This is a genomic window from Streptomyces sp. NPDC044984, from assembly GCF_040646935.1.
Classification (GTDB): domain Bacteria; phylum Actinomycetota; class Actinomycetes; order Streptomycetales; family Streptomycetaceae; genus Streptomyces.
Map to the genome: position 1 here is coordinate 21,534 of NZ_JBEZBE010000009.1, position 26,631 is coordinate 48,164.

General features: G+C 72.1%; 22 protein-coding genes and 1 pseudogene. 15 read left to right on the top strand and 8 right to left on the bottom strand.

Annotation, left to right across the window (positions count from 1 at the left end; genetic code table 11):
* The first annotated feature begins 22 nt into the window (after positions 1-22).
* From cofD to AB0A94_RS12165, 3 genes are read left to right on the top strand one after another with little or no spacing between them, the layout of a single operon-like run.
* On the top strand, positions 23-982 hold the full coding sequence (gene cofD / locus AB0A94_RS12155) for a 2-phospho-L-lactate transferase (protein ID WP_217129871.1): 960 nt from the start codon (positions 23-25) through the stop codon (positions 980-982).
* The gene (locus tag AB0A94_RS12160; protein WP_361742707.1) at positions 979-2,280 is read left to right on the top strand and encodes a coenzyme F420-0:L-glutamate ligase; all 1,302 of its coding nucleotides are present in this window, start codon (positions 979-981) and stop codon (positions 2,278-2,280) included. The genes cofD and AB0A94_RS12160 overlap by 4 nt, the downstream gene beginning before the upstream one ends.
* 55 nt (positions 2,281-2,335) lie before the next feature.
* Positions 2,336-3,337 carry a DNA-3-methyladenine glycosylase 2 family protein gene (locus AB0A94_RS12165; protein ID WP_361742710.1) on the top strand — a complete coding sequence of 334 codons (1,002 nt, stop codon included), beginning with the start codon at positions 2,336-2,338 and terminating at the stop codon, positions 3,335-3,337.
* 470 nt (positions 3,338-3,807) lie between these two features.
* Here the strand turns inward: AB0A94_RS12165 and AB0A94_RS12170 are convergent, their stop codons facing one another.
* Together AB0A94_RS12170 and AB0A94_RS12175 are read right to left on the bottom strand one after the other, a co-directional pair.
* Positions 3,808-4,890, bottom strand: a complete 1,083-nt coding sequence (locus tag AB0A94_RS12170) for an NDP-sugar synthase (RefSeq protein WP_361742713.1) — start codon at positions 4,888-4,890, stop codon at positions 3,808-3,810.
* A 96-nt stretch (positions 4,891-4,986) separates the two neighbouring features.
* The gene (locus tag AB0A94_RS12175) at positions 4,987-6,411 is read right to left on the bottom strand and encodes a peptidoglycan recognition protein (RefSeq protein ID WP_361742716.1); all 1,425 of its coding nucleotides are present in this window, start codon (positions 6,409-6,411) and stop codon (positions 4,987-4,989) included.
* Between the two features lie 129 nt (positions 6,412-6,540).
* Between AB0A94_RS12175 and AB0A94_RS12180 the strand changes: the two genes are divergently transcribed.
* The 6 genes and pseudogenes from AB0A94_RS12180 to AB0A94_RS12205 all read left to right on the top strand — a co-directional run bounded on the left by AB0A94_RS12180 (position 6,541) and on the right by AB0A94_RS12205 (position 14,440).
* Positions 6,541-7,302 carry a TIGR03089 family protein gene (locus AB0A94_RS12180; RefSeq protein WP_361742719.1) on the top strand — a complete coding sequence of 254 codons (762 nt, stop codon included), beginning with the start codon at positions 6,541-6,543 and terminating at the stop codon, positions 7,300-7,302.
* Positions 7,303-7,549: 247 nt separating this feature from the next.
* The gene (locus tag AB0A94_RS12185) at positions 7,550-8,755 is read left to right on the top strand and encodes an LCP family protein (protein WP_361742722.1); all 1,206 of its coding nucleotides are present in this window, start codon (positions 7,550-7,552) and stop codon (positions 8,753-8,755) included.
* Between the two features lie 232 nt (positions 8,756-8,987).
* On the top strand, positions 8,988-10,757 hold the full coding sequence (locus AB0A94_RS12190; RefSeq protein ID WP_361742725.1) for an LCP family protein: 1,770 nt from the start codon (positions 8,988-8,990) through the stop codon (positions 10,755-10,757).
* Between the two features lie 86 nt (positions 10,758-10,843).
* A pseudogene (locus tag AB0A94_RS12195) lies at positions 10,844-11,782 on the top strand (LCP family protein); the annotation flags it as partial.
* 227 nt (positions 11,783-12,009) lie between these two features.
* Positions 12,010-13,560: an LCP family protein gene (locus AB0A94_RS12200; RefSeq protein WP_361743223.1), complete on the top strand. Its 1,551-nt coding sequence runs from the start codon at positions 12,010-12,012 to the stop codon at positions 13,558-13,560.
* Positions 13,561-14,020: 460 nt separating this feature from the next.
* Complete coding sequence (locus AB0A94_RS12205; protein WP_361742728.1) at positions 14,021-14,440, top strand: spore-associated protein A; 420 nt, start codon at positions 14,021-14,023, stop codon at positions 14,438-14,440.
* A 265-nt stretch (positions 14,441-14,705) separates the two neighbouring features.
* Here the strand turns inward: AB0A94_RS12205 and AB0A94_RS12210 are convergent, their stop codons facing one another.
* A complete protein-coding gene (locus tag AB0A94_RS12210; RefSeq protein WP_361742731.1) occupies positions 14,706-15,743 on the bottom strand; it encodes a glycosyltransferase family 2 protein in 1,038 nt (345 codons plus the stop codon).
* 222 nt (positions 15,744-15,965) lie between these two features.
* Here AB0A94_RS12210 and AB0A94_RS12215 point away from each other — a divergent pair, with 222 nt between their 5' ends.
* Positions 15,966-17,327 (top strand): LCP family protein, encoded by a 1,362-nt coding sequence (locus AB0A94_RS12215; protein ID WP_361742734.1) that lies wholly within the window; start codon positions 15,966-15,968, stop codon positions 17,325-17,327.
* A 19-nt stretch (positions 17,328-17,346) separates the two neighbouring features.
* On the opposite strand, the gene AB0A94_RS12220 is transcribed toward AB0A94_RS12215, so the two are convergent.
* Positions 17,347-17,904, bottom strand: a complete 558-nt coding sequence (locus tag AB0A94_RS12220) for an acyl-CoA thioesterase (RefSeq protein ID WP_361742737.1) — start codon at positions 17,902-17,904, stop codon at positions 17,347-17,349.
* A 119-nt stretch (positions 17,905-18,023) separates the two neighbouring features.
* On the opposite strand from AB0A94_RS12220, the gene AB0A94_RS12225 reads away from it, so the two are divergent.
* Positions 18,024-19,286, top strand: coding sequence for an LCP family protein (locus AB0A94_RS12225; protein WP_361742740.1), 1,263 nt, complete (start codon positions 18,024-18,026; stop codon positions 19,284-19,286).
* A gap of 49 nt (positions 19,287-19,335) precedes the next feature.
* Here AB0A94_RS12225 and AB0A94_RS12230 read toward each other — a convergent pair whose 3' ends face one another.
* Complete coding sequence (locus tag AB0A94_RS12230) at positions 19,336-19,704, bottom strand: four-helix bundle copper-binding protein (protein WP_217129857.1); 369 nt, start codon at positions 19,702-19,704, stop codon at positions 19,336-19,338.
* Positions 19,705-19,872: 168 nt separating this feature from the next.
* On the opposite strand from AB0A94_RS12230, the gene AB0A94_RS12235 reads away from it, so the two are divergent.
* On the top strand, positions 19,873-21,036 hold the full coding sequence (locus AB0A94_RS12235; RefSeq protein WP_361742744.1) for a phospholipase D-like domain-containing protein: 1,164 nt from the start codon (positions 19,873-19,875) through the stop codon (positions 21,034-21,036).
* Between the two features lie 72 nt (positions 21,037-21,108).
* Here the strand turns inward: AB0A94_RS12235 and AB0A94_RS12240 are convergent, their stop codons facing one another.
* The gene (locus AB0A94_RS12240; RefSeq protein WP_361742747.1) at positions 21,109-22,266 is read right to left on the bottom strand and encodes an acyl-CoA dehydrogenase; all 1,158 of its coding nucleotides are present in this window, start codon (positions 22,264-22,266) and stop codon (positions 21,109-21,111) included.
* 181 nt (positions 22,267-22,447) lie between these two features.
* Between AB0A94_RS12240 and AB0A94_RS12245 the strand changes: the two genes are divergently transcribed.
* Entirely contained in the window at positions 22,448-23,791 is a 1,344-nt protein-coding gene (locus AB0A94_RS12245; RefSeq protein WP_361742750.1) for a UDP-glucose/GDP-mannose dehydrogenase family protein, read from the top strand.
* 208 nt (positions 23,792-23,999) lie between these two features.
* Here the strand turns inward: AB0A94_RS12245 and AB0A94_RS12250 are convergent, their stop codons facing one another.
* Positions 24,000-24,506 carry a CGNR zinc finger domain-containing protein gene (locus AB0A94_RS12250; RefSeq protein WP_361742753.1) on the bottom strand — a complete coding sequence of 169 codons (507 nt, stop codon included), beginning with the start codon at positions 24,504-24,506 and terminating at the stop codon, positions 24,000-24,002.
* Positions 24,507-24,615: 109 nt separating this feature from the next.
* On the opposite strand from AB0A94_RS12250, the gene AB0A94_RS12255 reads away from it, so the two are divergent.
* The gene (locus tag AB0A94_RS12255; RefSeq protein ID WP_217129853.1) at positions 24,616-24,975 is read left to right on the top strand and encodes a VOC family protein; all 360 of its coding nucleotides are present in this window, start codon (positions 24,616-24,618) and stop codon (positions 24,973-24,975) included.
* 22 nt (positions 24,976-24,997) lie between these two features.
* A complete protein-coding gene (locus AB0A94_RS12260) occupies positions 24,998-25,390 on the top strand; it encodes a VOC family protein (RefSeq protein ID WP_361742756.1) in 393 nt (130 codons plus the stop codon).
* A 12-nt stretch (positions 25,391-25,402) separates the two neighbouring features.
* Here the strand turns inward: AB0A94_RS12260 and AB0A94_RS12265 are convergent, their stop codons facing one another.
* On the bottom strand, positions 25,403-26,530 hold the full coding sequence (locus AB0A94_RS12265) for a dipeptidase (RefSeq protein ID WP_361742759.1): 1,128 nt from the start codon (positions 26,528-26,530) through the stop codon (positions 25,403-25,405).
* Positions 26,531-26,631: the final 101 nt, after the last annotated feature.

Consider the following 26,631-nt stretch of genomic DNA (forward strand, 5'->3'; position numbering starts at 1 on the left):
AGCCGCCTGCAAGGATGGCCCCATGCGCATTGTGGTTCTGGCAGGCGGCATCGGCGGTGCCCGTTTCCTGCGCGGTCTGAAGCGGGCCGTGCCGGACGCGGACATCACGGTCATCGGCAACACCGGGGACGACATCCACCTCTTCGGGCTGAAGGTCTGCCCGGACCTCGACACGGTGATGTACACGCTCGGCGGCGGCATCGACGAGGAGCAGGGCTGGGGGCGGGCCGACGAGACCTTCCACCTCAAGGAGGAGCTCGCGGCGTACGGCGTCGGCCCGGAGTGGTTCGGGCTCGGCGACCGGGACTTCGCCACACACATCGTGCGGACGCAGATGCTCGGCGCCGGATTCCCGCTCAGCGCGGTGACCGAGGCGCTCTGCGACCGCTGGAAGCCCGGCGTGCGCCTCATCCCGATGACCGACGACCGCGTGGAGACGCACGTGGCCGTGGAGCTGGACGGCGAGCGCAAGGCGGTCCACTTCCAGGAGTACTGGGTGCGGCTGCGGGCCTCGGTGCCGGCCGAGGCGGTCGTGCCGGTCGGCGCGGAGCAGGCGAAGCCGGCGCCGGGCGTCCTGGAGGCGATCGCCGGGGCGGACGTGATCCTCTTCCCGCCGTCCAACCCCGTGGTCTCCGTCGGCACCATCCTCGCCGTCCCCGGCATCCGGGAGGCGATCGCCGACGCGGGCGTGCCGGTGATCGGCCTGTCCCCGATCGTCGGGGACGCGCCCGTGCGCGGCATGGCCGACAAGGTGCTGGCGGCCGTCGGCGTGGAGTCCACGGCCCCGGCGGTGGCCGAGCACTACGGCTCGGGCCTGCTGGACGGCTGGCTGGTCGACACGGTCGACGCAGCCTGCGTGGAGCGCGTCGAGGCGGCCGGGATCCGCTGCCGGGCCGTGCCGCTGATGATGACCGACGTCGACGCGGCCGCGCGGATGGCGCGGGAGGCGCTGACGCTGGCGGAGGAGGTCCGGGCGGTATGAGCGGCACGGGCTACCGGGTCTGGCCCGTGGCGGGCCTGCCCGAGATCCGCGAGGGCGACGACCTGGCCAAGCTGATCGCGGCCGCCGCACCGGACCTGTCCGACGGCGACGTCCTCCTCGTCACCTCGAAGATCGTCTCCAAGGCGGAGGGCCGGATCGTCGAGGCGGCGGACCGGGAGGCCGCGATCGACGCGGAGACGGTGCGCGTGGTGGCCCGGCGCGGCTCCCTGCGCATCGTCGAGAACCGGCAGGGCCTGGTCATGGCCGCGGCCGGAGTCGACGCCTCCAACACCCCCGCCGGTACGGTCCTGCTGCTGCCCGAGGACCCGGACGCCTCCGCGCGGGCGGTCCGCGAGGGCCTGCGCGACGCCCTCGGCGTCGAGGTCGGCGTGATCGTCACCGACACCTTCGGCCGCCCCTGGCGCGCGGGGCTGACCGATGTGGCGATCGGCGCGGCGGGCGTCCGCGTGCTGGACGACCTGCGCGGCGGCACCGACGCGTACGGCAATCCGCTCAGCGCCACGGTCGTCGCCACGGCCGACGAGCTCGCCGCGGCGGGCGATCTGGTCAAGGGCAAGGCGTCCGGCCTGCCGGTGGCCGTGGTCCGCGGACTGCCGCACGTGGTGGCGGCCGACGACGGCGAGGGCGCGCGGGCGATGGTCCGCGGCGCGCGCGACGACATGTTCCGCCTCGGCACGTCCGAGGCGGTGCGCCAGGCGGTGACCCAGCGCCGTACGGTGCGGGCCTTCACGGACGATCCGGTCGACCCCGGAGCCGTACGCCGCGCGGTGGCCGCCGCGGTCACGGCACCGGCCCCGCACCACACCGCACCGTGGCGGTTCGTGCTGCTGGAGTCGCCCGAGTCCCGCACCCGTCTCCTGGACGCCATGCGCGAGGCCTGGATCGCGGACCTGCGCCGCGACGGAAAGACGGAGGAGGCGATCGCCAAGCGCGTCCGCCGCGGCGACGTCCTGCGCAACGCGCCGTACCTGGTCGTCCCCTGCCTGGTCATGGACGGCTCGCACACCTACGGGGACGCGCGGCGGGACGGCGCGGAGCGGGAGATGTTCGTGGTCGCCACGGGCGCCGGCGTGCAGAACTTCCTGGTCGCGCTGGCCGGGGAGCGGCTGGGCTCGGCGTGGGTGTCGTCGACGATGTTCTGCCGCGAGGTGGTCCGCGAGGTCCTGGACCTGCCGGCGGACTGGGACCCGATGGGCGCGGTGGCGATCGGCCGCCCGGCGGAGGACCCGCGCCCGCGGCCGGAGCGGGACGCGGACGGTTTCATCGAGGTGCGGTGAGCCTGCGTCTACCCTCGTAGCGGCCCCCGCTTCACCTCCACCCCTGGGAGCTCTCGTGGCAGGACGTTTCGCTCCCCGCCCGACCCGTACGACAGTGCGCGGCGGGCAGGTCGCCGTGCCCGGGGTGATCCCCCGCCGGGCACCGGCTCCGGCCCGCGTACGGACGTGGGTGCCGGAGGGGCCCCTGGACCTCGGGCTGGTCCTCGGGCCGCTGCGACGAGGGCCGGGTGATCCGACGTTCCGGGCGCTGCCGGACGGTTCCGTCTGGCGGGCCAGCCTGACGCCGGCGGGTCCGGGGACGCTCCGGGTGACGGGGCGTTCCGGCGAGATCCGGGGCGAGGCGTGGGGGCCCGGCGCCGACTGGCTCCTGGACAAGCTGCCGGAGATGCTCGGTGCCGCCGACGACCCGTCCGCCTTCGTGCCCCGGCACAGGCTGCTGGCGCTGACCCGGCACCGGCGCCCGGGACTGCGGCTGACGCGGACCGGGCTGGTGCTGGAGTCGCTGATTCCGTCGATTCTGGAGCAGAAGGTCACGACGGGGGAGGCGTACCGGGCGTGGCGGCTGCTGGTACGGAAGTACGGGGAGCCGGCGCCCGGACCCGCGCCGGAGCGGATGTCGGTGATGCCGGCGCCGCGGACGTGGTCGCTGATCCCCTCCTGGGAGTGGCACCGGGCCGGGGTCGACGACAAGCGGGCGTCGACGGTTCTGCGGGCCGTGCGGGTCGCCGCGCGGCTGGAGGAGGCGGTGGGGACGGATCCGGAGGCGGCGCGGGCGCGGTTGGAGCTGGTGTCGGGGATCGGGCCGTGGACGTCGGCGGAGACGGTGCAGCGGAGTCACGGGGCGGTGGACGCGGTGACCGTGGGGGATCTGCATCTGCCGGGGATCGTGGGGTGGGCGCTCGCGGGGGACCGGTATGCGGATGACGCGGTGATGTTGTCGCTGCTGGAGCCGTATGCGGGGCAGCGGCATCGGGCCGCGCGGTTGATTCTGTTGAGCGGGAAGGTGCCGGGGCGGCGGGCGCCGCGGATGCCGTACGGGGACATCGGGCGGCTTTGAGGTTCGGCTGGGCCGGTGTTCGGGTCGGGCGCGGCCCGGCGCGTTGCGGGTGTGCCTTGTTGGTGCGGGCCCGAGGGCCTGCGCGGGCCGGTGCGTTTTGGGGCCTGCGCGGGCCGGTGCGTTTTATGGGACGCCCCCTGTTGCCGCGGGCCGGGAGGTGTTCGCGCGGCCCGGCGCTTGCGGGGTGCCGTCGCGCCCCCCTCCCCCACTCTCGGCTTCGCTCGAGCGGGGGGAGGCACGACTGCCCGCGGAAGCGGAAGCGCGGCAGCGGCAGCCGCGTACGGCGGGAGAGGACGGGGCGGGGGTGACCGCAGTGGCCGGCGCGTCCGCGCCCCGCAGCCCCACCGGGCAACGTGATCCGCGCCGGTCCGAGGGCGGACACCCCCGACCCAGCCGCGCACCGCAGGCGCTCCGCGCATGTCCACCTGCGCCGCAGGCACAGGACGCAAGCCCTCACCCGCCCCGGGCGTCTACTGGTCGGACGAGAAGCGGACCGCGCCCGCCGGGATCGTCGCGTCGCACCAGACGCGGGCACCCTCGCGGAGTTCGTTGCGGGGGCCGATGACCGCCCCGTCGCCTATGACCGTGCCGGTGAGGACCGAGCGTTCGCCCACCCGTGCCCGCGTACCGATCAGCGAGTCCGTGATGACCGCGCCCGGCTCGATCACCGCCCCCGGCAGGATCGTGCTGCCGAAGACGCGCGCGCCCTCCGCCACGAACGCGCCCTCGCCCACCACCGTCCCGCCCGCCAGCTTCGCGTCCGGTGCCACGGTCGCCGTGGGCAGCACCAGCCGGTCCCCGCAGCGCCCGGGCACCGCCGGCGACGGCGCACGGCCCAGCACCAGATCCGCCGAGCCCCGTACGAAGGCCGCCGGGGTCCCCAGGTCCAGCCAGTACGTGGAGTCGACCATCCCCTGCAGATGCGCCCCCGCCGCCAGCAGCCCCGGGAACGTCTCCCGTTCCACCGACACCACCCGCCCCGTCGGGATCGTGTCGATCACCGACCGGCGGAAGACGTACGCCCCCGCGTTGATCTGGTCGGTGACGATCTCCTCCGGCGTCTGCGGCTTCTCCAGGAACGCCCGTACCCGCCCCGACTCGTCCGTCGGCACCAGCCCGTACGCCCGCGGGTCCGTCACCTTCGTCAGATGCAGCGAGACGTCCGCGCCGGTCGTCCCGTGCGTCCGCACCAGCGCCCGGATGTCCAGCCCCGTCAGGATGTCCCCGTTGAAGACCAGCACCGGCTCGTCCGGCCCCGAGTGCAGCCGGGACGCGGCGTTCCGGATGGCGCCGCCCGTGCCGAGCGGCTCCTCCTCCGTCATGTACTCGATGTGCAGTCCCAGGTCCGCCCCGTCGCCGAAGTACGGCTCGAAGACCTCGGCCAGATAGGACGTGGCCAGGACGATGTGCTCGACGCCCGCCGCTCTCGCCCTCGCCAGCTGGTGCGTGAGGAAGGGCACCCCGGCCGCCGGAACCATGGGCTTGGGCGTGTGCACCGTGAGCGGTCGCAGCCGCGTGCCCTTGCCGCCGACCAGGAGGATCGCTTCTGTCACCTGTCGTCTCTGCTTCCTGCCGGGACCGGCCGATCTGTCTTTCGGCCGGCCAGTGTATGCAGACCGCCTCCGGCAGGAAGGAGCGCCCGGCCCGCCTCAGCGGCCCTGGTAACGAGCTGCCGTGGCACGCGCGGTGCCGAGCTTCTTGTACAGCTTCCCCCCTGGGCACGAGGTGTTGAACCCGTCCCGGTGACCGGAGATCACGTTCAGTCGTACCTTCTTGCCTTTTCGGTAGAGATTGCCACCGGCGGACTTCAGATATGTCTTGGCGCGTGGATTCATCCCGTGCAGTCCGAGTTTCCACGCGGTGAGCCGGGCGACGGCCTTCACGGCGGAGGAGGACGGCTTCCTGGAGCCGTAGGAACCGATCACCGCGATGCCCATGGTGTCGGTGTTGAAGCCCATGGTGTGGGCCCCCTTGACCGGCTTCGCCACTCCCCCGGCCCGGCCCTCGTAGATCCTGCCGCACCTGTCGACGAGGAAGTTGTAGCCAACGTCCCGCCAGCCCAGGCTCCGCACGTGATAGCGGTAGAACCCGCGGACGAGCGAAGGGGCCTGCGCGCACTCGTAGTTGTTGCCGGAGGCGGTGTGGTGCACGAAGGCCGCCTTGACCTTGCCGGTGTACACGAACCGCTTCTTCCGCAGGCTCTCGTCGGCCCCCCAGCCGCGTCGGGTGACGATGGCGGGGCGCGGTCCGATGTACGGCTCGGCCCGCTGCTGCGCGGTCAGTTCGGCCCCGTACAGGGTGAGGTACTCCTGCCGGGTCCGCTCGCCGTCCAGCGCGGGGATCTCCAGTGCGCCGAGCGGTGCGAGTGCGGAGTTGGCCGCGGAGGCGGCGGTCGCCTCGGCGCTCATGACGCCGATGCGCGGCCCCTCCGGGGCCTCGTCACCCGGGTCGACGAGCTCGAGCCGCAGCCCGGAGGGCAACACCGAGTCGTCGCCGACCCCGGGCTCACCGACCCCGAACTCACCGGCCCCGGACTCCCCGCCCCCGAACCCGTCCGCCCCGGCCCCCTCGTCCTCCCCCTCCCCGGGCTCCGGCTGAACCCGGATCTCCACCCCGTCCGACTCCCCCACCCACAGCGGCGCCGTGGCGCCGCGGACCCCGTCCGCGGCGCCCTCCGCACTGCCCGGGTCGGCCACGTGGTCGGCGTAGTGCGTCTCGACGTCCCGCCAGCCGGACCAGGCGCCGGTGCCCGCCGCCCGGGTGCGGACCCGGACGCGGCCGTGGAGTTCGGCGGCGGGGTCGTCCCAGACGACGCCGAGGAGGGAGAAGGGCCGTACGGCCCGCGGGGCGAGGCCGAGGACGGCGGCGCCGGAGGCGCGGTCACGGGTGAGGGGTCCCAGGGACAACGACTGGGTGCTGCCGGGCACGTCGGGTCGGGCCGCCCCCGCTGCGCGCGTGGCCGCTCCTGCCGTCGACGCCGGTCTCGCGTCCGCCGCGGTGGCGGGCGGAGCGAGCGGGAGGGCGAGGGCGGCGGCGCAGGTGACACCGATTGAGGAAGCAAGAATTCCACGCATGCCCCTGATCTTTGACATAATCAGACAAATCTGTCCATCGGGGATTTGACGACCCGTCGGGGCCGGTTCCCCCGAACCGGTGCCCCCGGCAGGCGGTGCGCGCGGACGGGTCCGCGTACGCTTGCGCGGGTGAACGCCACCGACCGCACCCCTGCCGACCTGCTGGGTTCCGCGCTCGCCGCGGACCCGGGACGCCCCCTGGTGACCTTCTACGACGACGCCACGGGCGAACGCGTCGAATTGTCCGTGGCCACCTTCGCCAATTGGGTGGCCAAGACCGCCAACCTCCTCCAGGACGAGCTGTCCGTGGAACCCGGCGACCGGGTGGCCCTGCTGCTGCCCGCGCACTGGCAGACGGCGGTCTGGCTGCTGGCGTGCGCGTCGGTGGGCGCGGTCGCGGACGTGGCCGGGGACCCGGCGGCGGCGGACGTGGCCGTGAGCGGTCCGGAGCCGGAGTCACTGGAGACCGCGCGGGCCTGCTCGGGGGCCAGGATCGCGCTGGCGCTCAGGCCGCTCGGCGGGCGCTTCCCGCAGCCGCCGGAGGGCTTCGCCGACTACGCCGTAGAGGTGCCGGGGCAGGGCGACCGCTTCGTGCCGTACGCGCCCGTCGACCCCGAGGCTCCGGCGCTGATCGTGGCGGGCCGGGAGTTCACCGGGGCGGAGGTGGTCGAGCGGGCCCGGGCCGAGGCTCCGGAGCTCGGCCTGACCGGGCCCGGCTCGCGGATCCTGTCGGGGCGGCCGTACGACACGTGGGAGGGCCTGAACACGGGCCTGTACGGGCCGCTGGCGACCGGCGGCTCCGTGGTGCTGTGCCGGAACCTGGACCGCCTGGGGGACGACGCCCTGGACAAGCGGGTGGAGAGCGAACGGGTGACGGCCATCGCCCGGTGACGGCACCGCCGCCCACCGCGCCGCGAAAGACCCCCGGAAGGACACCGTCCACCACCCCACCGGAACCGGCGCTCCACTCCACCGGAACCCATACTCCACGCCACCGGAACCGGCCCCCCGCACCCCCACCCGTCCGCCCCCCTCCCCCGTCCGGCGCACCACCACCCGCCCCGCACCTCCCTCCCGCGTCATCGTCGTACGCAGCGGCACCACCAGACGCCGTACGCAGTGAGGGGTGGACCCGGTCATGAGTGACTCCGCAGGCGCGTCCTCCGCGCAACCGGGGGGCGGGCGTGCCCTCGGCCCGGGAACGGGGTCCTCGGCGAGCGGCCGGGGGCGGGCCCGACGCCGGCGGCGGCGCTGGGCGTGCGGTACCGGGCTCGCGGTCGTCCTCGTGCTGCTCGCGGCCGCGGGCGCCGGGTGGGCGGTGTACAGGAAGCTGGAGGGGAACATCACCCCGGACGAGGCGGCGGCCGCCGAACTCGCGCGGTACGAGGAGGAGCGGCCCGCCGCGCTCGCCGAAGGCGCCCGGAACATCCTGCTGATCGGCTCGGACTCGCGCTCCGGGGACGAGAACCGCCGCTACGGGCGGGACGCGGGGACCGAGCGTTCGGACACCGTGATCCTGCTGCACCTGTCGGCGGGCCGGCGCAGCGCCACCGCGGTGTCCGTCCCCCGGGACCTGATGGTGGACGTGCCCGGCTGCCGCCGCCCCGACGGATCACGTTCCGAGCCGATGTTCACGATGTTCAACTCCGCCTTCGCGCTCGGCGGTTCGGCCTGCACCATCCGAACGGTGGAGAAACTCACGGACATCCGGGTCGACCACCACGTCGTCGTCGACTTCGCCGGTTTCAAGGACATGGTCGACGCGGTGGACGGCGTCGAGGTGTGCCTGCGCGAGCCCGTCGACGACGAGGACGCCGAGCTGAAGCTGCCGGCGGGCCGGGTGACCCTGAACGGGGAGCAGGCGCTCGGTTACGTCCGCGCCCGCAAGACCCTCGGGGACGGCAGCGACACCAGCCGTATGGAACGGCAGCAGCGCTTCCTCGGCGCACTCGTCAACAAGGTGAGCGGCAATGACGTCCTGCTGAATCCGGTGAAGCTGTATCCCGTTCTGGACGCGGCCACCTCGTCACTCACGACCGACCCGGGGCTGGCCAGTCTGCGGAGTCTGTACGACCTCGCACGCGGGTTGCGGGAGATCCCCACGGAAGGCGTGCGATTCCTGACCGTTCCGCGGGAGCCGTACGCCGGGAACGCCGACCGGGACCAACTCGCACAGCCCGCGGCGGAGAAACTGTTCGAGCGGTTGCGCAGGGACGCCCCTGTGCGGATCGATACGGGCAGTGACACGAAGGCCACGAAAAGGGACCATGAAAAGCCGTCCGGCGTCACCTCTCCCGCACCGACGTTCTCGGGAAACACGGCCGCCGAGGACACCTGTGAGTAAAGCCCTCCCCGGAGCCGCACGCCTTTGTTCAGGGAAATGGGCGGATTGCCCGCTTGTGAAGACGTGGAATTCGTCACCGGCGTCGCTTCGACTCGATCAGGACCGTTAGTGTGAGCGCTCCGGTGCGTCCGTTCTTTCAGGCCTGTCCTGAGGTCCCGCACTGTGTGACCGAGACCCGAGCGCCTCGGGGGGGAAAAGGCGCCGCGTGGCCCGACGGAGGATTCAAGCGACCGTGGACTCGCAAGAGCGTGGGCGGGCGGGGAACGTAGATCCCGCAGACCAGTGGGTGCTCAACCCGAGCACCGGCGAATACGAACTGCGACTGAGCCCTTCCGCACCGCAGTCGCCGGTCCCCGGACCGCGCGGACCACGCCTCCCGGGCACGGGCACCGCGCGTGGCCGGTCGGCGTCACCGGGCCGTGCGCCCGAGCGGTCCCGCCGCGGGACGCCGGAGCCGGAGGCACCCGGCCGGGAAGTACCGCCGCAGCGCGGACGCCGGGGTGCGCCCGAGGAACCGTCCCCGGGGCGGCGCGGGCGCCGGCCGGTGAAGAAGAAGTCGAAGGCGAAGAAGGTCCTGTTGTGGACCGGCGGCACGATGGCGTTCGTGGTGCTCGCCGCCGGTACGGCCGGTTACCTCTATCTGGAGCATCTGAACGACAACATCCAGTCCGTCTCCGACGACGGCGCCAGCACCGGTGGCTTCAGCAAGGACAAGGCGATCAACATCCTGCTGATCGGCACCGACAAACGCACCGGCGAGGGCAACGGCAGCTACGGCGACAAGGGCAGCGCCGGTCACGCCGACACCACGCTCCTGCTGCACGTCTCGAAGGACCGTACGAACGCGACCGCCCTCAGCATCCCGCGTGACCTGATAGTCGACATCCCCGACTGCCCGACCGAGCAGGAGGACGGCAGCCAGGAGATCATCCCGGGCTCCGTCGGCGTCCGCTTCAACACCAGCCTCGGCCAGAGCGGCCGCACCCCCAGCTGCACCATGCGCACGGTGACCGAGCTGACCGGGATCAAGCCGGACAACTTCATGGTGGCCGACTTCAACGCGGTGAAGACGCTGACCTCGGCGGTCGGCGGCGTCGAGGTGTGTCTGGCGAAGGACATCGACGACCCGGACTCCCACCTGAAGCTGCCGGCGGGCACGCACACCGTCGAGGGCGAGGAGGCGCTGGCGTTCGTGCGCACCCGGCACTCGGTCGGCCTGGGCGGTGACCTGAGCCGGATCGAGCTGCAGCAGCAGTTCCTGAGCTCGCTGATGCGGAAGCTGAAGTCGAACGACACCCTCACCAGCCCGTCGAAGATGATCAAACTGGCCGAGGCGGGCACCGAGGCGCTCACCGTCGACTCCCAGCTGGACAGCATCACCAAGCTCAAGGACCTCGGTCTGGAACTGGGCAAGCTCAACGTCAAGAACCTGACCTTCGCCACCGTGCCGGTCAAGGACAACCCGGCCGAGAAGACGCCGGTGACCGTCGTGCTGAAGGAGGAGTCCGCCCAGCAGGTCTTCGACATGGTCAAGAACGACGTCTCCTTCACCGAGGTCAAGAAGAAGAAGAAGCAGGAGAAGGCCGCCGTCGCCGCCCGGCTGAAGGGCGAGAAGGCACCGGCCTCCGAGGTCCGCGTGCGGATCCTCAACGGCGGCGCCGAAGACGGCAGCGCCCAGGAGGTCCTCGGCTGGCTCCAGGTCGAACAGGGCGTCGACAAGTCGGAGAACGCGGGCAACGCACCCGAGGAACTGAGCAAGACGACGCTGGAGTACGCCCCCGACCAGGCCGACCAGGCACGCCGCCTGGCCGACATCATGGGGCTGTCCGGTTCGGCGATGAAGCCCGGCGAGAGCCTCGCCAACTCCCAGGGCGTGCCCGCGATGACGCTGACCCTCGGCAAGGACTTCAAGGGTGCCGGCGTCAAACTCGACGCGGCCGCCGCGGACGTGCCCGATGACGCTCGGAAGTCCACGGCGGACAAGGTCGAGTGCGCCAAGTGACCTGACGGGCCTGTTCCGCGTCCTCCAGGGCGCGGGGCAGGCCCGTTCCGTGGTGCGGCGCGGGGGAGGCAGTGACGCGGAGCGGTGTGCAGGAGGAACCCGGGCCCGGCCTACCGGACGACGGCCCTCGGGCCCCGGAGGGCGGTGACGGCCCGTCGAAAGGCGGACGACGGCCGTCCGCCGGGCGGGGCCGGCACGCGCTGCGCTGGTCGGCGACGACCCCGGCCGTACTGGTACTCGAGCCGGCCGACGCCGGTTATCCGTACTACGAGCATCTGGACGACAACATCGAGAAGGGTGGGCGCGGCAGCGGTGGCTCCAAGGCGCACAAGGCGCACAAGGCCGAGCCGAACGCTGCCGGGCAGACGCCACTGAAGATCCTGCTGATCGGCTCCGACAGCCGCGCCTCCGACAGGAACGTCGCGCTCGGCGGCAGCCGGGACACCTGCGGCGATCCGCCGCTGGGCGATGTGCAGATGCTGGTCCATCTCGCCGCCGACCGCGAGAGCGCGGCCGTGGTGAGCATCCCGCGCGACACCCGGGTCGACGTCCCCGAGTGCACCGGCCCGAAGACCGGGGACACCTGCCCGGCCACTGACGACCTCGTCAACACCTCACCGGCCCGCGGCGGTTCCGGCTGCACCCTGACCACCTGGGAGAACCTCACCGGCGTCTGCATCGACCACTGGACGACGATCGGCTTCGCGGGCGTCGTGCCGATGGCGGACGCCGTCGGCGGCGTCGAGGTCCGCGTCAACCAGAACGTCTTCACCGACACGGGCAGGCTGATGGACCTGGCGGAGGCGGCGACCAGCTCACTGACGGTCTCCGAGGAGATCGGCTCGGTGAAGAAGCCGTACGGCCTGGGGACGCGGCTGAAGACGGTGCCGCCGGACCGCATCACCATGACGACGCCGCCCACGGTCGAGGCCCCGCAGAACCGCAACCACCTGCTCGCGGCCGGCGCCGACGCCGAGCGGGTGTGGACCATGCTCCGCGACGACGTGCCCTTCGACGGCAAGGGCGACAGGAACAAGACGAGCGGCGAGGACGAGAAGGGCAAGGCCGCCGCCGACCCCGCGTAACTTGTTGAAGTCGGTTGGAATACCGGGGCAACTGACGGGCCCGTCGTGCGTCTAACAGGACGCAGGACGGGCCTGCTTCACGAGGCGAGGGGTTGCCAGGAGTGGGGAGAACGGCGGCAGTGACGCAGGACGCCGCACCGGAGACGCTCGGTGACGGCGAGCGTGAGGTGGACCCGGACGACAGTCCGACCGAGGGCGAGGACGAAGGCAAGGGCAAGGGCGCGGACGGCCCCCGCCCGCGCCGCGCACGCCGGCTGCTCAAGTGGTCCGCGGCGGTCCTCGCCCTGCTCATAGTCGGTACGGCCGGGGCGGGTTACCTCTACTACCGGCAGCTGAACCACAACATCAAGAAGGACCCCCTGAACCTGGGCGACAGCAAGGTCGCCGAGCCGACGCCGAACGCGGCCGGGCAGACCCCGCTGAACATCCTGCTCATCGGCAGCGACGCGCGGGACTCCGAGGAGAACCAGCAGCTCGGCGGCGCCCGCGAGACGTTCGGCTCCACCCCGCTCGCCGATGTGCAGATGCTGGTGCACCTGTCCGCCGACCGGTCCAACATGTCCGTGGTCAGCATGCCGCGCGACACCCTGGTCGAGATCCCCAAGTGCACCGACCCGGACGACGGGACGGTGTACCCGGCGAGCAACGGGCGCACGATGACCAACCAGAGCCTCGGGCACGGTGGTCCCGGCTGCACCGTGGCCACCTGGCAGGAGCTCACCGGCATCCACATCGACCACTTCGTCATGGTCGACTTCGCGGGCGTGGTGTCCATGGCGGACGCGGTCGGCGGTGTCCCGGTGTGCGTCGACGCCAACATCCACTCGCGCGACAGCCAGGGCCATGGCTCCGGACTGAAGCTGGAGAAGGGCACCCACCCGGTGAAGGGCGAGCAGGCCCTGCAGTGGCTGCGCACGCGCTACGGCTTCGAGGACGGCAGCGACCTGGCCCGCGCCAAGGCGCAGCACATGTACATGAACTCGCTGGTGCGGCAGCTGCGTGAGAACGCCACCCTGAGCAACCCCAACAAACTGCGCAGGCTGGCCGAAAAGGCCACCGAGGCACTCACCGTCGACCCCGGCCTCGACACGGTGAAGAAGCTGTACGACCTGAGCACCGAACTGCGCAAGGTGGAGCCGGAGCGCATCACCATGACGACGATGCCCAACCGGTACGTGGGCGCTCGCGTGGAACCGACCGAGGACGCCGAGCAGTTGTTCCGCCTGGTGCGTGAGGACATCGCCCTCGACGGCAAGGACGCCAAGCCGGTGAAGGCCGAGCCGAAGACCCCGGCGGACCCGGCCGCCGACGACGCCGACATCGCCGTACAGGTCCGCAACGGCACCCTCACCGACACCCTCGCCGCCGCCCCGGGGCGGACCAGCACGGTCGCCGGTGCGCTGCAGGAGAAGGGCTTCACCGGAGCGACCGCCGACACCACCGGTGCCCTCAGCGAGAAGCGGACGGTGGTGCAGTACCCGAGCGCCGACCTGGAGGGCGACGCCCGGCGCGTCGCCGACGCCCTCGGCATTCCGGCGAGCTCGGTGAAGCGGTCCACCGACGTGTCCGGCGTCACGCTCGTGGTGGGCGCCGACTGGCGCGAGGGGACGAGGTACGAGGCACCCGAGAAGGACAACACCACCCCCAAGACCGCACAGGCGCTCAACGGGGCCGACGACAAGGCGTGCATGCACGTCAGTCCGGGCTTCACCTGGTGAACCTGCGACGAGCAGGAACGCGACGAGCGCCTTCCTGGCCGGAGGGGGCCCTCGGTACGAAGCCCCACGGGCGAGCACCGCACCCTCAGGATCCCGGCCGCTGTCGCGCAGACCATGGTCTGCAGGGCACACCATGGTCTGCAGGAAGGAGCGGCTCCGGCTGGGAGGGTCCCGGACGGGCAGGCAGTTCCACACCGGTGATGCACTTGTCGGCCATCGACCCTGCCTATCCGGCCCTCTCCCTGTACGGGTGTTCCCGGTTCGGTTCCGCCATATAATGATCTTGGGCGGATCCAGGCCCAGTTCCTCCGGCAGGGTTCCCGCAAGGGCCCATCAGTGATCGGACTCGCACCGGTGCGGTCGCGGGGCCGCGGCTTCCCTGTCGGCCGTCCCAGGCGACAACTGGCTCTTCCAGGCCGTCGCCTTCGCCATCACGACAAGCCCGACACAGGAGAATGTCATGCACATTCCAAGACGACTCATGTCCGCCGCGGCAGTCCTCGGCCTCGCTGTCACCGGAACGGCCCTCACGACCGGCACCGCCGAGGCGGCCTCGTACAACAGCGCCTGTGGTTCAGGTTACAAAGTGATCGACTCGATGGATGTGGGCGAGGGCAACACGTTCCTGACCTACAACAGCTCCACCGGATACAACTGCGTCGTGACCGTGGGCGACGCGCCGGGAACGCGCCAGATCCTGGGAGCCAATCTCCGGCGCCACAGCACGTCCACCTCGTGGCCGACCGGTACGCAGGACGACGGGGTCTACAACTACTACGCGGGACCCCTCTACCTCTACGCCCCGGGGGCCTGCATCGACTGGGGCGGCCGCGCCGAGTCCAACTACACGCGCATCAACTACGGCGTCCACTGCGGCTGACGGCACTCGCCCGACAGTTCAGGGAGCCTCGCCCGTCGCGATTCGTGGGCCGTCGCCTGATCGACGGCCCACGAAAAGGCTTCCAGGGACCCGCGCCGCCATGGTTCCGCCCCCTGCCGGCTGTGGGCGCACGCCCGGGACTCCGCCGGCGCCCCACTCCGGCGGTGGGAGCCCCTGTGCGATCGGCCCGACGAGCGCCGGCAGCGGGCCGATCGCACGCCTTCTCACGCCGCCCTCACCGGTTCCCCCTCGGCATGCGACGACGTCAGGCGGTCGGCGCGTCCGCGTGGACGGCGGGCCGCCGCGAGGCGATGACCTTCTTCGCCAGCGCACGCGGGCTGGTCAGGAAGCCCCAGCCCCACGACATGTGCATGGTGGCCAGCGCCACCGGGATCTGCAGCCGCGCCTTGAGCGGCAGTCCCCTGCCGGCCGGTACGGACCCCAGCGCGATCGCCGCGAGGTAACCGCCGGGCACCACGAAGCCCCACGGCGTCAGCACGGCGCCCACCACGATCCCGGCCGCGATCGCGCACACCGCGGTCGGCGGGGCGAGGTAGCGCAGGTTGATGGAACCGGAGTGGTAGCGGGCCACGACGTGCCGCCAGCGGCCGTAGTCCTTGTACTGCTTGGCCAGCGCCCGCACGCTCGGCCGGGGCCGGTACGACACCTTCAGCTCCGGCGAGAACCAGATCAGCCCGCCGGCCTCACGGATGCGGAAGTTCAGTTCCCAGTCCTGGGCGCGGATGAACTCCACGTTGTACCCGCCCTGCTGCTCCAGCGCCTCGCGCCGGAACACGCCCAGGTACACCGTCTCGGCGGGAGCGGCCTCGCCACCAGTGTGGAAGGCGGCGTTGCCCACTCCTATCTTCGACGTCATCGCGGCCGCGACGGCGTGCTCCCAGTCGTTCTCCCCCTCGGCGTGCATGATGCCGCCGACGTTCTGCGCGCCGGTCTCCTCCAGGAGCCGCACGGCGGTCGCGATGTAGTTCGGGGAGAGCATCCCGTGCCCGTCGACGCGGACCACGATGGGGTGGCGCGAGGCCTGGATCGCGGCGTTGAGGGCGGCCGGGGTGCGGCCGGTCGGATTGGGCACGGTGTGCACCCGCGGGTCCTCGGCCACGAGCTCGGCGGCGATCTCGTCCGTGCGGTCCGTGGACGGACCGAGGGCGATCACGACCTCCATCTCGCCGGCGTACTCCTGGGCGAGGATCGCGCGGACGGCGCCACGCAGGTGCCGCTCCTCGTTGAGGACGGGCATGATCACGGAAACGGCGGGGAGCCGCACGTCGGGATTGGCGTTCATAGGAGGCTCACGTTACCGCGAACGGGGGACACCGCCGCGCGCGCCGGGGGCGATGTGCCGGGCCGCAGATCGTATCGGCCTACCGTGCTCACGATCCCACGCACGGCCGTCGTCCGGAGGTGTCCCCCCTTGCCCACGCCGCCGCGGTCCCCCCGGCCCCGCACCGCACCGCAGCGTCCGTCGCGGCCCCCCGCGCCGCCGCGCGGGAAGCCGCGCTGGGTCGTGCGCACCGTCACCACGCTGTCGGTCGTGGTGCTCGCCGCGGCGGGGATCGGACACGCGGTGATGAGCGGCCTCGACGAGGACATCGCCCGGGTCGACCCGTTCCACGACATGAAGAACCGGCCCGAGGCCGGTCACGGCATGAACATCCTGCTGGTCGGCACCGACGGCCGGGAGAGGATCGGCGCGAAGGAGCGGGAGAAGTACCGGCTCGGCGGGACACCCTGCCACTGCACCGACACGATCATGATCGTGCACATCTCGGCGGACCGCGACCGTGCCACCGTGGTCAGCCTGCCCCGCGACTCGTACGCCGTGACGCCCCCGCACACCGACCGCGTGAGCGGCGAGCGGCACGAGGGGCACCCGCTCAAGCTGAACGCGGCGTACGCGGAGGGCGGCCCCCGGCTGACCGTGCGCACGGTCGAGAAGATGACCCGGGTGAAGATCGACCACTACCTGGAGGTCGACTTCACCAGCTTCATGAAGACCGTGGACGTGGTCGGCGGCGTCGAGATCTGCACCGGCGAGCCGCTGAAAGACCGCCGCACCGGCCTCGACCTGCCCGCCGGCCGGCACACCCTCGAAGGCGGCCAGGCCCTGCAGTACGTCCGCGCCCGGCACGTCGACGGCACCTCCGACCTCAGCCGGATGAGGCGCCAGCAGCACTTCATGGCGGCGCTGGTGGACCGGGTCACCTCCTCCGGCATCCTGCTGCACCCGATGAGGTTCCGGGACGTGACCCGGGCGGTGCTCGGCTCGGTCCGCGCCGACAAGGGCTTCGGCACCGGCGAACTCCTGGACCTCGGCCGGGCGATGCGGAACTTCTCGCCCTCCTCCTCCGAGTTCACCACCGTGCCGATCGCCGACATGAAGCACTCCGTGGAGGGCGTCGGCTCGACGCTGAAGTGGGACGCCGAGAAGTCCGGGCGCATCTTCGACGCGCTGCGCCGGGACGAGCCGCTCTCCGCGCACCTCACCCCCGACCCGAGGCCCCGCGTCCCGGTGGACCCCCGGCAGGTCCGCGTCCAGGTCGAGAACGGCACCCGCACCGCGGGCCTCGGCCGGCGGGTGGACGCCGCGCTGGCGGCGGCCGGCTTCGCCACCACCCGTGCCCCGGTCAACGCGGCGGACCAGGACGTGCGGCGGACGGTCGTCGCCTACGACCCCCGCTGGGACCGCTCCGCGAAGTCCCTCGCGGCGGCCCTTCCCGGCAGCGAGCTGCGCGCGGTGAAGGGCCAGGGCGCCACGCTGAAGGTGATCACGGGCGCCGACTTCGAGGAGGTCCGCGCGGTGCGGGCGCAGGACCCGGGGCAGGGCGAGTTCGGGGTGGTGCGGGGCGACCAGGTGGGCTGCTCCTGAGCTCCGTCCCGTCCTCGGACTAGTCCTCGAACCCCTCGGCGGCCCGCTTCTCCCGCAGTTCCACGATCGCCCGGCGGCGGGCCAGGCGGTGGGCGCGGCGGATCTGGGCCTCCTGGTAGCGGCGCCGGTCCCGCTCGGTCTCCGGCATCACCGGCGGCACCCGGCGCGGCTTGCCGTCGGCGTCGACGGCCGCGAAGACGAGGTACGCCGAGCCGACCTGGGTGGGCGGCGCGGACTCGTTCCAGCGCTCGGCCAGCACCCGCACCCCGACCTCCATCGAGGTCCGTCCGGTCCAGTTGACCTGGGCCTTCACATGGACCAGATCACCGACGCGGACCGGCTCCAGAAAGGCCATCTCGTCCATGGAGGCGGTGACGGCAGGCCCTCCGGAGTGCCGTCCGGCGACGGCGCCCGCGGCGTCGTCGACCAGCTTCATGATCACCCCGCCGTGCACCGTGCCCAGGAGGTTGGTGTCGTTGTGGGTCATGATGTGGCTGAGGGTCGTACGGGACGCCGAGGTGGGCTTGCCCGGGATGTCCGGACTCTCCGTGGCTGCGGCGGGGGCCTGATCTGTCATGGCCTCTACCTTATGCCGAGGTCACATCTGCGAAATTTGTGTCAGCTTCGCAACAGCGGTGCCCTGATTTTCCGACGACCCTTGTATGGCGCACAGCCCGGACCTGCACACTGTCTTCCATGACTGATTGGCCCGAGGCACGGTCCGGCGACAACCGCGACGGACGCTATGGACGCGGCAGCGCGAGCGCGCAGCCCGAGGGCGCCCGCGTCATGCGGCAGGTCCGCCGCGGCCCGGCGGCCCCTCCCGGGCAGGGCGCGTACGGCGGCGTCCCGCAGCAGCCGTCGTACGTGGACGGCCAAGGCCACGGCGGCTACGACAGCGGCTACAACACCGGCCAGGTCTACGGAACGCCCGGTGGCGGCGGGCCGGGCGGTGGCGGCCATGGCCCGCAGCGCCCCGCGCCGGACTGGCGCCGCCGCGTCAAGTGGACGGCGATCACCGTGGCGACGGTGCTGGTCGTGACGACCGTCGGCACGTACTTCTGGGCCGACTCCAAGCTCAACCGCGAGGTCGACCTGTCGAAGGTGATCGAGCGGCCCGAGAAGGGCGAGGGCACCAACTACCTGATCGTCGGCTCCGACAGCCGCGAGGGCATGACCGACGAGGACAAGAAGAAGCTGCACACCGGGTCCGCCGACGGCAAGCGCACGGACTCGATGATGATCCTGCACACCGGTGACAACGGCCCCACCCTGATCTCGCTGCCCCGGGACTCCAACGTCGAGATCCCGTCCTTCGTGGGCTCCGATTCGGGCAAGACCTACCCCGGGGCCGGCCGGCAGGTGAAGCTCAACGCCGCCTACGCCGAGGACGGGCCCGAGCTGCTGGTCCGCACGGTCGAGTTCAACACCGGCCTGCACATCGACCACTACGTGGAGATCGGCTTCGCCGGCTTCGCGAACATCGTGGACGCGGTCGGCGGCGTCGAGATGGACATCCCGCAGGACATCAAGGACACCAAGTCCGGCGCCGACCTCAAGAAGGGCAAGCAGACCCTGAACGGCGAGGAGGCCCTCGCCTTCGTCCGCACCCGCTACGCGCTGGCCGGCTCCGACCTGGACCGTACGAAGAACCAGCAGAAGTTCCTCTCCGCCCTCGCCAACCAGGTGGCCACGCCGGGCACGGTCCTCAACCCCTTCACGCTCTACCCCACCATGGGCGCCGGCCTGGACTCCCTGATCGTCGACAAGGAGATGGGCCTGTTCGACCTCGCCGACATGTTCTGGTCGATGAAGGGCGTCAGCGGCGGCGAGGGCACGTCCATGAACATGCCGATCGCGGGCTCCACCGGCGGCAACCTGCTCTGGGACAAGGCGAAGGTGAAGCAGCTGGTGACCCAGCTGAACAACGACGAGAAGGTCACCGTCAAGGGCAACTGAACCGGCTCGTGGGCACCCCGCGGGGTGCCCACGAGCGTGTCCGGCGGCGTCACATGGTGGCGCCCGCCATGGCGCGGCACATCTCGGAGCAGCGGCGACAGGACTCCGCGCAGCGCGTCATCCTCTCGTCGTCCGGCATGGACATGCACGCCTCGGCACACATGTCGCAGGCCTGCGCGCACATCATGCACATCTCGTTCGCCAGCGGCGAGCGGCGCATCATCATGTCCGCGCACATGCGGGTCATCTCCGAGCAGTCCATGAGCGCCCGCATGATCCGCATCTGGGCCTGGCCGCCCATCTGCAGACAGGAGCTCATGGTCTCCTCGCACACACCGTGGCAGGCCATGCACGCCTGGACGCAGTCCTGCATCTCCTTGCTCATCGGTTCCGTGGTGGTCGGCTGCTGCTGGGTCATGGTTCCTCCCGGGGGACGGAGGGGGCCGGGAGCAGGCCCCCGCCCTCTCCGTCCTACGCCCCCGACCCCATGACCACCACAGGAGGGATGGGTCACGTCCCTGCTTGGAAGCACCGGCAGCGGAAAAAAGGGGTGGGGCGGGAACGAACGGCTCAGGGGAGAGAGCGCATGACACCACAGGCGGAGAGACAGCGGCTGCGCAGACGGCTGGAGCGGCTCCTCGGCATCGCCGCGACCGAGGGCAACGAGCTCGTGCCGCTGCGCAACGGCGACCGGATCTTCCCCGCGATGCTGGAGGCCATCCGCGCCGCGGAGCACACCGTCGACATGATGACGTTCGTGTACTGGCGCGGGGACATCGCGCGGGAGTTCGCCGACGCCCTGGCCGAGCGGGCCCGCTCGGGGGTCCGGGTACGGCTGCTGCTGGACGGTTTCGGCGCCAAGGAGATAGAGCCGGAGCTGCTGAACGCCATGGACGACGCCGGCGTCCAGGTGGCCTGGTTCCGCAAGCCCCTCCATCTGTCACCGATGCGGCAGAACCACCGCTGCCACCGCAAGGTCCTGGTGACCGACGAGCACACCGCGTTCACCGGGGGCGTCGGCATCGCCCAGGAGTGGTGCGGCGACGCCCGAGGCCCCGGCGAGTGGCGCGACACCCACGTACGGGTCCGGGGGCCCGCCGTGGACGGGATCGCCGCGGCCTTCGCTCAGAACTGGGCCGAGTGCCACGACGAGCTGTACGACGAGCACGACCGCTTCACCCCCCAGGAACAGCCGGGGAACGCCACGGTCCAGGTGGTACGGGGCTCGGCCAGCTTCGGCTGGCAGGACATGCAGACGCTGCTGCGCGTCATGATCACCTCGGCGCGGGAGCGCTTCCGGCTGTCCACGGCCTACTTCGCGCCCGACACCTACTTCATCGACCTCCTGGCCGCCACCGCCCGCCGGGGCGTGCGGGTGGAGATCCTGCTGCCGGGGCCGCACACCGACCAGCGGGCCTGCCGGCTGGCCGGCAGGCAGCACTACCAGACCCTGGTCGACGCGGGTGTGGAGGTGCGGGAGTACCAGCCGACCATGCTGCACACGAAGGTCATCACCGTGGACGGCGTCTGCTCCCTCATCGGCTCCACCAACTTCAACCGCCGCTCCCTGGAGCACGACGAGGAGGTCATGCTGGCCGTCCTCGACGAGGACTTCACGGCCGAGCTGGACGCCGACTTCGACGCCGACCGCAAGCTGAGCGAGCCCATCGACCCGGCCCGCTGGAGGCGCCGCCCCCTGACCGAACGCCTCGCCGAGGCCGCGGTCACCCCGATCCGCCGCTTCCTGTGACGGCGCGCGCCGGCCGGAAGGAGCGGAGGGCGCCCGGCCCCGGACGCCCTCCGCTGCCCGGTCCGCCCGCCGTTACGGCAGGTTGCGGGCCATGACGATGCGCTGGACCTGGTTGGTGCCCTCGTAGATCTGGGTGATCTTCGCGTCGCGCATCATGCGCTCGACCGGGTAGTCGCGGGTGTAGCCGTAGCCGCCGAGGAGCTGGACGGCGTCGGTGGTGACCTCCATGGCGACGTCGGAGGCGAAGCACTTGGCGGCGGCGCCCTGGAAGGTGAGGTCGCTGTCGCCGCGCTCGGACTTGGCCGCGGCGGCGTAGGTGAGCTGGCGGGCGGCCTCGATCTTCATGGCCATGTCGGCGAGCATGAACTGGATGCCCTGGAAGTCGGCGATCGGCTTGCCGAACTGCTTGCGCTCCTTCACGTAGCCCTTGGCGTAGTCGAGGGCGCCCTGGGCGATGCCGAGGGCCTGGGCGGCGATGGTGATGCGGGTGTGGTCCAGGGTCCTCATCGCGGTGGCGAAGCCGGTGCCCTCCTCGCCGATCATGCGGTCGGCCGGGATGCGGACGTCGTCCAGGTACACCTCGCGGGTCGGCGAGCCCTTGATGCCGAGCTTCTTCTCGGGGGCGCCGAAGGACACGCCCTCGTCGGACTTCTCCACGACGAAGGCGGAGATGCCCTTGGAGCGCTTCTCCGGGTCCGTGACGGCCATCACCGTGTAGTACTCGGACTCGCCGGCGTTGGTGATCCAGCGCTTCACGCCGTTGAGGACCCAGGTGTCGCCGTCGCGGACCGCCCTGGTCTTCATGCCGGCCGCGTCGGAGCCGGCGTCGGGCTCGGAGAGGCAGTACGAGAACATCGCGTCGCCCTTGGCGAGCGGGGCCAGGTACTTCTTCTTCAGCGCCTCGGAGCCGGAGAGGATCACCGGCAGGGAGCCCAGCTTGTTGACGGCCGGGATCAGCGAGGAGGAGGCGCAGACGCGGGCCACCTCCTCGATCACGATGACCGTGGCGAGGGCGTCCGCGCCGGCGCCGCCGTACTCCTCGGGCACGTGGACGGCGTGCAGGTCGTTCGCGGTCAGGGCGTCGAGGGCCTCCCGCGGGAAGCGGGCCTCCTCGTCGACCGCGGCGGCGTACGGCGCGATCTTCGCCTCGGCCAGCGAGCGGACGGCGTCGCGGAGCATGTCGTGCTCCTCGGACGGGCGGTACAGGTCGAAGTCAGCCGATCCGGCCAAGGTCTCTCACGCTCCAAAACGCTGCGATGCTGGTCACGCTAACTACCGTTAAGTAACTCAAATTTTAGAGCGTCGGCCGCGGTCGTGGATAGGTGAGCTGGGCGACAGGCCGTCACCGGTGTCCCCGGGCCCCCGGTTATGCTCGGGCCCGCACTGCATGCCGTAGACCCCTGGAGCACTCATGGCCCTCAAGATCACCGTGATCGGCACCGGTTATCTCGGCGCGACCCACGCGGCGGCCATGGCGGAGCTGGGGTTCGAGGTGCTGGGCCTCGACGTCGTACCGGAGAAGATCGACAAGCTCCGGCGCGGTGAGGTCCCGATGTACGAGCCGGGACTCGAGGAGCTGCTGCGCAGGCACGTGGCCGGGATCGAGGGGTCCAGCGGGCGGCTGCGGTTCACGATGGACTGGGCCGAGCTCGGTGAGTTCGGCGACGTCCACTTCGTGTGCGTGAACACCCCGCAGCGGCACGGCGAGTACGCCTGCGACATGTCGTACGTCGACTCCGCGATCGCCTCCCTCGCGCCGCACCTGAAGGGTCCCGCGCTGGTCGTGGGCAAGTCGACGGTGCCCGTCGGCTCGGCCGACCGGCTGGCCGCCTACCTGGCCGAGCACGCCCCGGCCGGCGAGGACGCGGAGCTGGCGTGGAACCCGGAGTTCCTGCGCGAGGGCTTCGCCGTGCAGGACACGCTGCACCCGGACCGGGTCGTGGTGGGCGTGCGCAGCGAGCGGGCGGAGAAGCTGCTGCGGGAGGTGTACGCCACGCCGGTCGAGGAGGGCTCGCCGTTCGTGGTGACCGACTTCGCGACCGCGGAGCTGGTGAAGACCTCCGCGAACTCCTTCCTGGCCACCAAGATCTCGTTCATCAACGCGATGGCCGAGGTCTGCGAGGCCGCGGACGGCGACGTCGCCAAGCTGGCGGAGGCGATCGGCTACGACGACCGGATCGGCGCGAAGTTCCTGCGGTCCGGGATCGGTTTCGGCGGCGGCTGCCTGCCGAAGGACATCCGGGCGTTCATGGCGCGCGCCGGTGAGCTGGGCGCGGACCAGGCGCTGACGTTCCTGCGGGAGATCGACTCGATCAACATGCGCCAGCGCGGCCGGATGGTGGAGCTGACCCGGCAGGCGCTGGGCGGGGGTTCCTTCCTCGGCAGGCGGGTGGCGGTGCTGGGCGCGACCTTCAAGCCGGACTCGGACGACGTCCGGGACTCGCCGGCGCTGAACGTGGCCGGGCAGATCCACCTGCAGGGCGGCCAGGTCACGGTGTACGACCCGAAGGGCATGGACAACGCCCGGGGCCTCTTCCCGACCCTGGGGTACGCCGACTCGGCGCTGGAGGCGGTGCGCGGCGCGGACGTCGTGCTGCACCTGACGGAGTGGCGGGAGTTCCGCGAGCTGGACACCGCGGCGCTGGGCGAGGTGGCGGCCCAGCGGCTGATCCTCGACGGGCGCAACGCGCTCGACCCGGAGGCGTGGCGGCGGGCCGGCTGGCGCTACCGCGCGATGGGACGTCCCACCGCCTGACGGAAAGGGTGACGCCGGTTCGGCCGAGGCTCAGTCGGCCGAACCGGCGTCCCGTCGCATTCTGCCAAACCGGACCCGGGCGCGATGCGACAGCGCCCCGAAGGGGCGCGGGACCGTACCGGCGTGCGGCTGCCGCCGCGTGGGCGCGACCGGCCACGAAGGCGCCGCACACGACCGACGACACACCGCCGCACCTCCGGCGGAGCGCTCAGGCACCCTTCGCTCGGTACCGGCGCATCTTCGCGCGGGCCCCGCACACCTGCATGGAGCACCAGCGGCCGCGTCCGGCGGGGCTGCGGTCGTAGTACGCCCAGTGGCAGTCGGCGGCCTCGCACGCCTTCAGCCGGTTCCAGGTGCCCGCCGTGACCGCTTCGGCGACGGCGGCGGCCACGCGGGAGAGCAGGGGGCCGTCGTCGACGGGGGCGAGTGCGGCGGAGCCGTCCGCCGGGTCGACCGTGACCACCAGGGGCGCCCGGGCCAGCAGTTCGCCGAGCGGGGGGACCGCGCGGTGCGGCGGGTGACCGGCGTGGGCGAGCAGGGTGGCGCGCAGGGACTCGCGCAGTTCGCGGGCGGAGGCGGCGGTGTCCTCGGTGAGCCCGAAGGGCGCGCGGCCGTCCGCCGTGTCCAGCGCGTCGGCGCCCGACTCGATGTCCAGCGTGTTGACCAGGGCCTGGACCAGGGCCAGCCTCCCGGGCGGGGCCGCTCTCTCACTCATGCCTGGACCGTACCTCCCGCTATTCCCTTGCGACGTTACCCCCAATGCGGCAGCATGCAGTAACGGCTACCGGTTGACCGGCTCTGCCGGTAACAACGAGGAGGAAGTCATGTCCGTTGCCAAGGTGGGCTCCGTCGTCCTGGACTGTCCGGACCCGCGCGCGCTGGCCGGTTTCTACGCCGGGATCGTGGGCGGCACGATGGTGGACGAGGGCGAGTGGGTGGACCTGAAGGTGCCCGGCGGCCCGGTCCTCGCCTTCCAGGCGTCCCCGGAGTACGTACCGCCGCGATGGCCGTCGGCCGACGGTTCGCAGCAGTTCCACCTGGACCTGACGGTCGAGGACCTGGACGCGGCCGAGAAGGAGGTGCTGGCGCTGGGCGCGAGGCCGCTGGACGCGGACGACCGCTCGCGGACCTTCCGGGTTTACGCGGATCCGGCCGGGCACCCGTTCTGCCTCTGCGCCTGCTGACCCACTGATCCCTGGAGGTTCCATGGCCCCCGTGGCCCGTTTCCGTTCCGTCGTCCTCGACTGCCCCGACCCGCGTGAACTGGCCGTCTTCTACGCGGCCGTCGGCGGCGGCACACCCGTGGAGGAGGACCCGGACTGGGTGGTGCTGCAGATCCCCTCGGGACCCCGGCTCGCCTTCCAGCGGGCGCCGGGGTACACCCCGCCGCAGTGGCCGCGCGCCGACCACGACTCCCAGCAGTTCCACCTCGACTTCGACGCCGGCGGGACCTGGGAGGAGATCGACGCGGCCGAGGCGAAGGTGCTGGCGCTGGGGGCCCGGGTGCTGGACCGGGAGGACTACGAAAGCAAGGACTTCCGGGTGTACGCCGATCCGGCGGGGCATCCGTTCTGCCTCTGCCGGATCGAACAGCCCTGACCGCCCCGCCGCTCACCCGTCCAGGCCGGCGAGGGTCGCCGTCGACGGGGGGCGGCGCTGCTGGGCCACGCGCGCGGTGAAGTGCGCCTCGCGCAGCACCCGCTGGACGTTGCCCCAGGTCAGCAGGGCCACCTCGGACTCGTCCCAGCCGCGCCGCAGCAGCTCGGCGATCAGCCTCGGGTAGCAGGAGGTGTCGCCGAGCTCCTGCGGACGGGTGCCGCCGGTGTCGTAGGTGCCGGACAGGCCGACACACTCCGGCCCGGCGACCGTGCGGACGTGGCCGAGGTGGTCGGCGACGTCACGGACGGTCGGGCCGGACTGCTCGGCGGTCAGCGGCACCATGCACAGGCCCTTGGCCCGCCCCACGTCGGCGAGCAGCTCGTCGGGGAGGTTGGCCGGGTGGGGGCGCAGGGCGCGGGCGGCGGAGCGGCTGAACAGCACGGGCGCCCTGGAGACGGTCAGGACGCGGCGGACCGTCGGAGCCGAGGCGTACGAGAGGTCGGCGATCATGCCGACCCGGTTCATCTCGCGGACGACCTCCTCGCCGAACCGGGTCAGTCCCGCGGCGTCCGCCCAGGAGGCGCCGGTCAGGGTGAGCACGCGCAGGCCGAGGGCGTGCAGCGAGCGCAGGACGCCGAGGGAGTCGCCGAGGGCGGCGGCACCGGCGGGGCCGAACAGGACGGCGACCTGGCCGCAGTTGCGGGCGTCGGCGACCTCTCCGGCGGTGCGGGCCGGGCGCAGGCCCCGGTCGTGGGCGGCGACCACCGCCTTCGCCAGGTCCAGTTGCTCCAGGGTGGCGCCGACGGCCCGGTCGCCGTCGTCGGCCCCGGGCAGGTCCAGCGACCAGAACACCGCGCCGACCTGCCCCTTGCGCAGCCGGGGCACGTCCGCGTCGACGGCGCTCTCCCCGAGGTCGAGGTCGTACCAGGGCAGCCGGCGCAGCGCCCCCGGCAGTCCGCTGTAGCCGTCGGCGACGGGGTGGGCGGCGAGGACGGCGCGGGCCCGGGTCAGGGGCTCGGCGTCCGGATCGGAGACGGGCTCGTACGTCTCCGGCGCGACGACGGCCGCCTCCTGGGGGTACGGCTCGTCGATGCGGCCGACCTCGGCGGCGGAGTGCAGATCGTCCTGGAGATCGGCCATCACGGGCTCCGTACGTCGTGACCTCGGCGGTACGGTCACCGTCGCACGGAGCGGCCGCGGGCTTCCTGGTGGACGCGGCGTTCGGGGGTACGGCCCACCCC

What these genes read in the sequence shown, in the direction of transcription:
- cofD (WP_217129871.1), top strand. Translation starts at nt 23, where the DNA reads ATGCGCATTGTGGTTCTGGCAGGCGGCATCGGCGGTGCCCGTTTCCTG.
- AB0A94_RS12160 (WP_361742707.1), top strand. Translation starts at nt 979, where the DNA reads ATGAGCGGCACGGGCTACCGGGTCTGGCCCGTGGCGGGCCTGCCCGAG.
- AB0A94_RS12175 (WP_361742716.1), bottom strand. Translation starts at nt 6,411, where the DNA reads ATGCGTGGAATTCTTGCTTCCTCAATCGGTGTCACCTGCGCCGCCGCC.
- AB0A94_RS12185 (WP_361742722.1), top strand. Translation starts at nt 7,550, where the DNA reads ATGAGTGACTCCGCAGGCGCGTCCTCCGCGCAACCGGGGGGCGGGCGT.
- AB0A94_RS12205 (WP_361742728.1), top strand. Translation starts at nt 14,021, where the DNA reads ATGCACATTCCAAGACGACTCATGTCCGCCGCGGCAGTCCTCGGCCTC.
- AB0A94_RS12210 (WP_361742731.1), bottom strand. Translation starts at nt 15,743, where the DNA reads ATGAACGCCAATCCCGACGTGCGGCTCCCCGCCGTTTCCGTGATCATG.
- AB0A94_RS12220 (WP_361742737.1), bottom strand. Translation starts at nt 17,904, where the DNA reads ATGACAGATCAGGCCCCCGCCGCAGCCACGGAGAGTCCGGACATCCCG.
- AB0A94_RS12225 (WP_361742740.1), top strand. Translation starts at nt 18,024, where the DNA reads ATGACTGATTGGCCCGAGGCACGGTCCGGCGACAACCGCGACGGACGC.
- AB0A94_RS12230 (WP_217129857.1), bottom strand. Translation starts at nt 19,704, where the DNA reads ATGACCCAGCAGCAGCCGACCACCACGGAACCGATGAGCAAGGAGATG.
- AB0A94_RS12235 (WP_361742744.1), top strand. Translation starts at nt 19,873, where the DNA reads ATGACACCACAGGCGGAGAGACAGCGGCTGCGCAGACGGCTGGAGCGG.
- AB0A94_RS12245 (WP_361742750.1), top strand. Translation starts at nt 22,448, where the DNA reads ATGGCCCTCAAGATCACCGTGATCGGCACCGGTTATCTCGGCGCGACC.
- AB0A94_RS12250 (WP_361742753.1), bottom strand. Translation starts at nt 24,506, where the DNA reads ATGAGTGAGAGAGCGGCCCCGCCCGGGAGGCTGGCCCTGGTCCAGGCC.
- AB0A94_RS12255 (WP_217129853.1), top strand. Translation starts at nt 24,616, where the DNA reads ATGTCCGTTGCCAAGGTGGGCTCCGTCGTCCTGGACTGTCCGGACCCG.
- AB0A94_RS12260 (WP_361742756.1), top strand. Translation starts at nt 24,998, where the DNA reads ATGGCCCCCGTGGCCCGTTTCCGTTCCGTCGTCCTCGACTGCCCCGAC.
- AB0A94_RS12265 (WP_361742759.1), bottom strand. Translation starts at nt 26,530, where the DNA reads ATGGCCGATCTCCAGGACGATCTGCACTCCGCCGCCGAGGTCGGCCGC.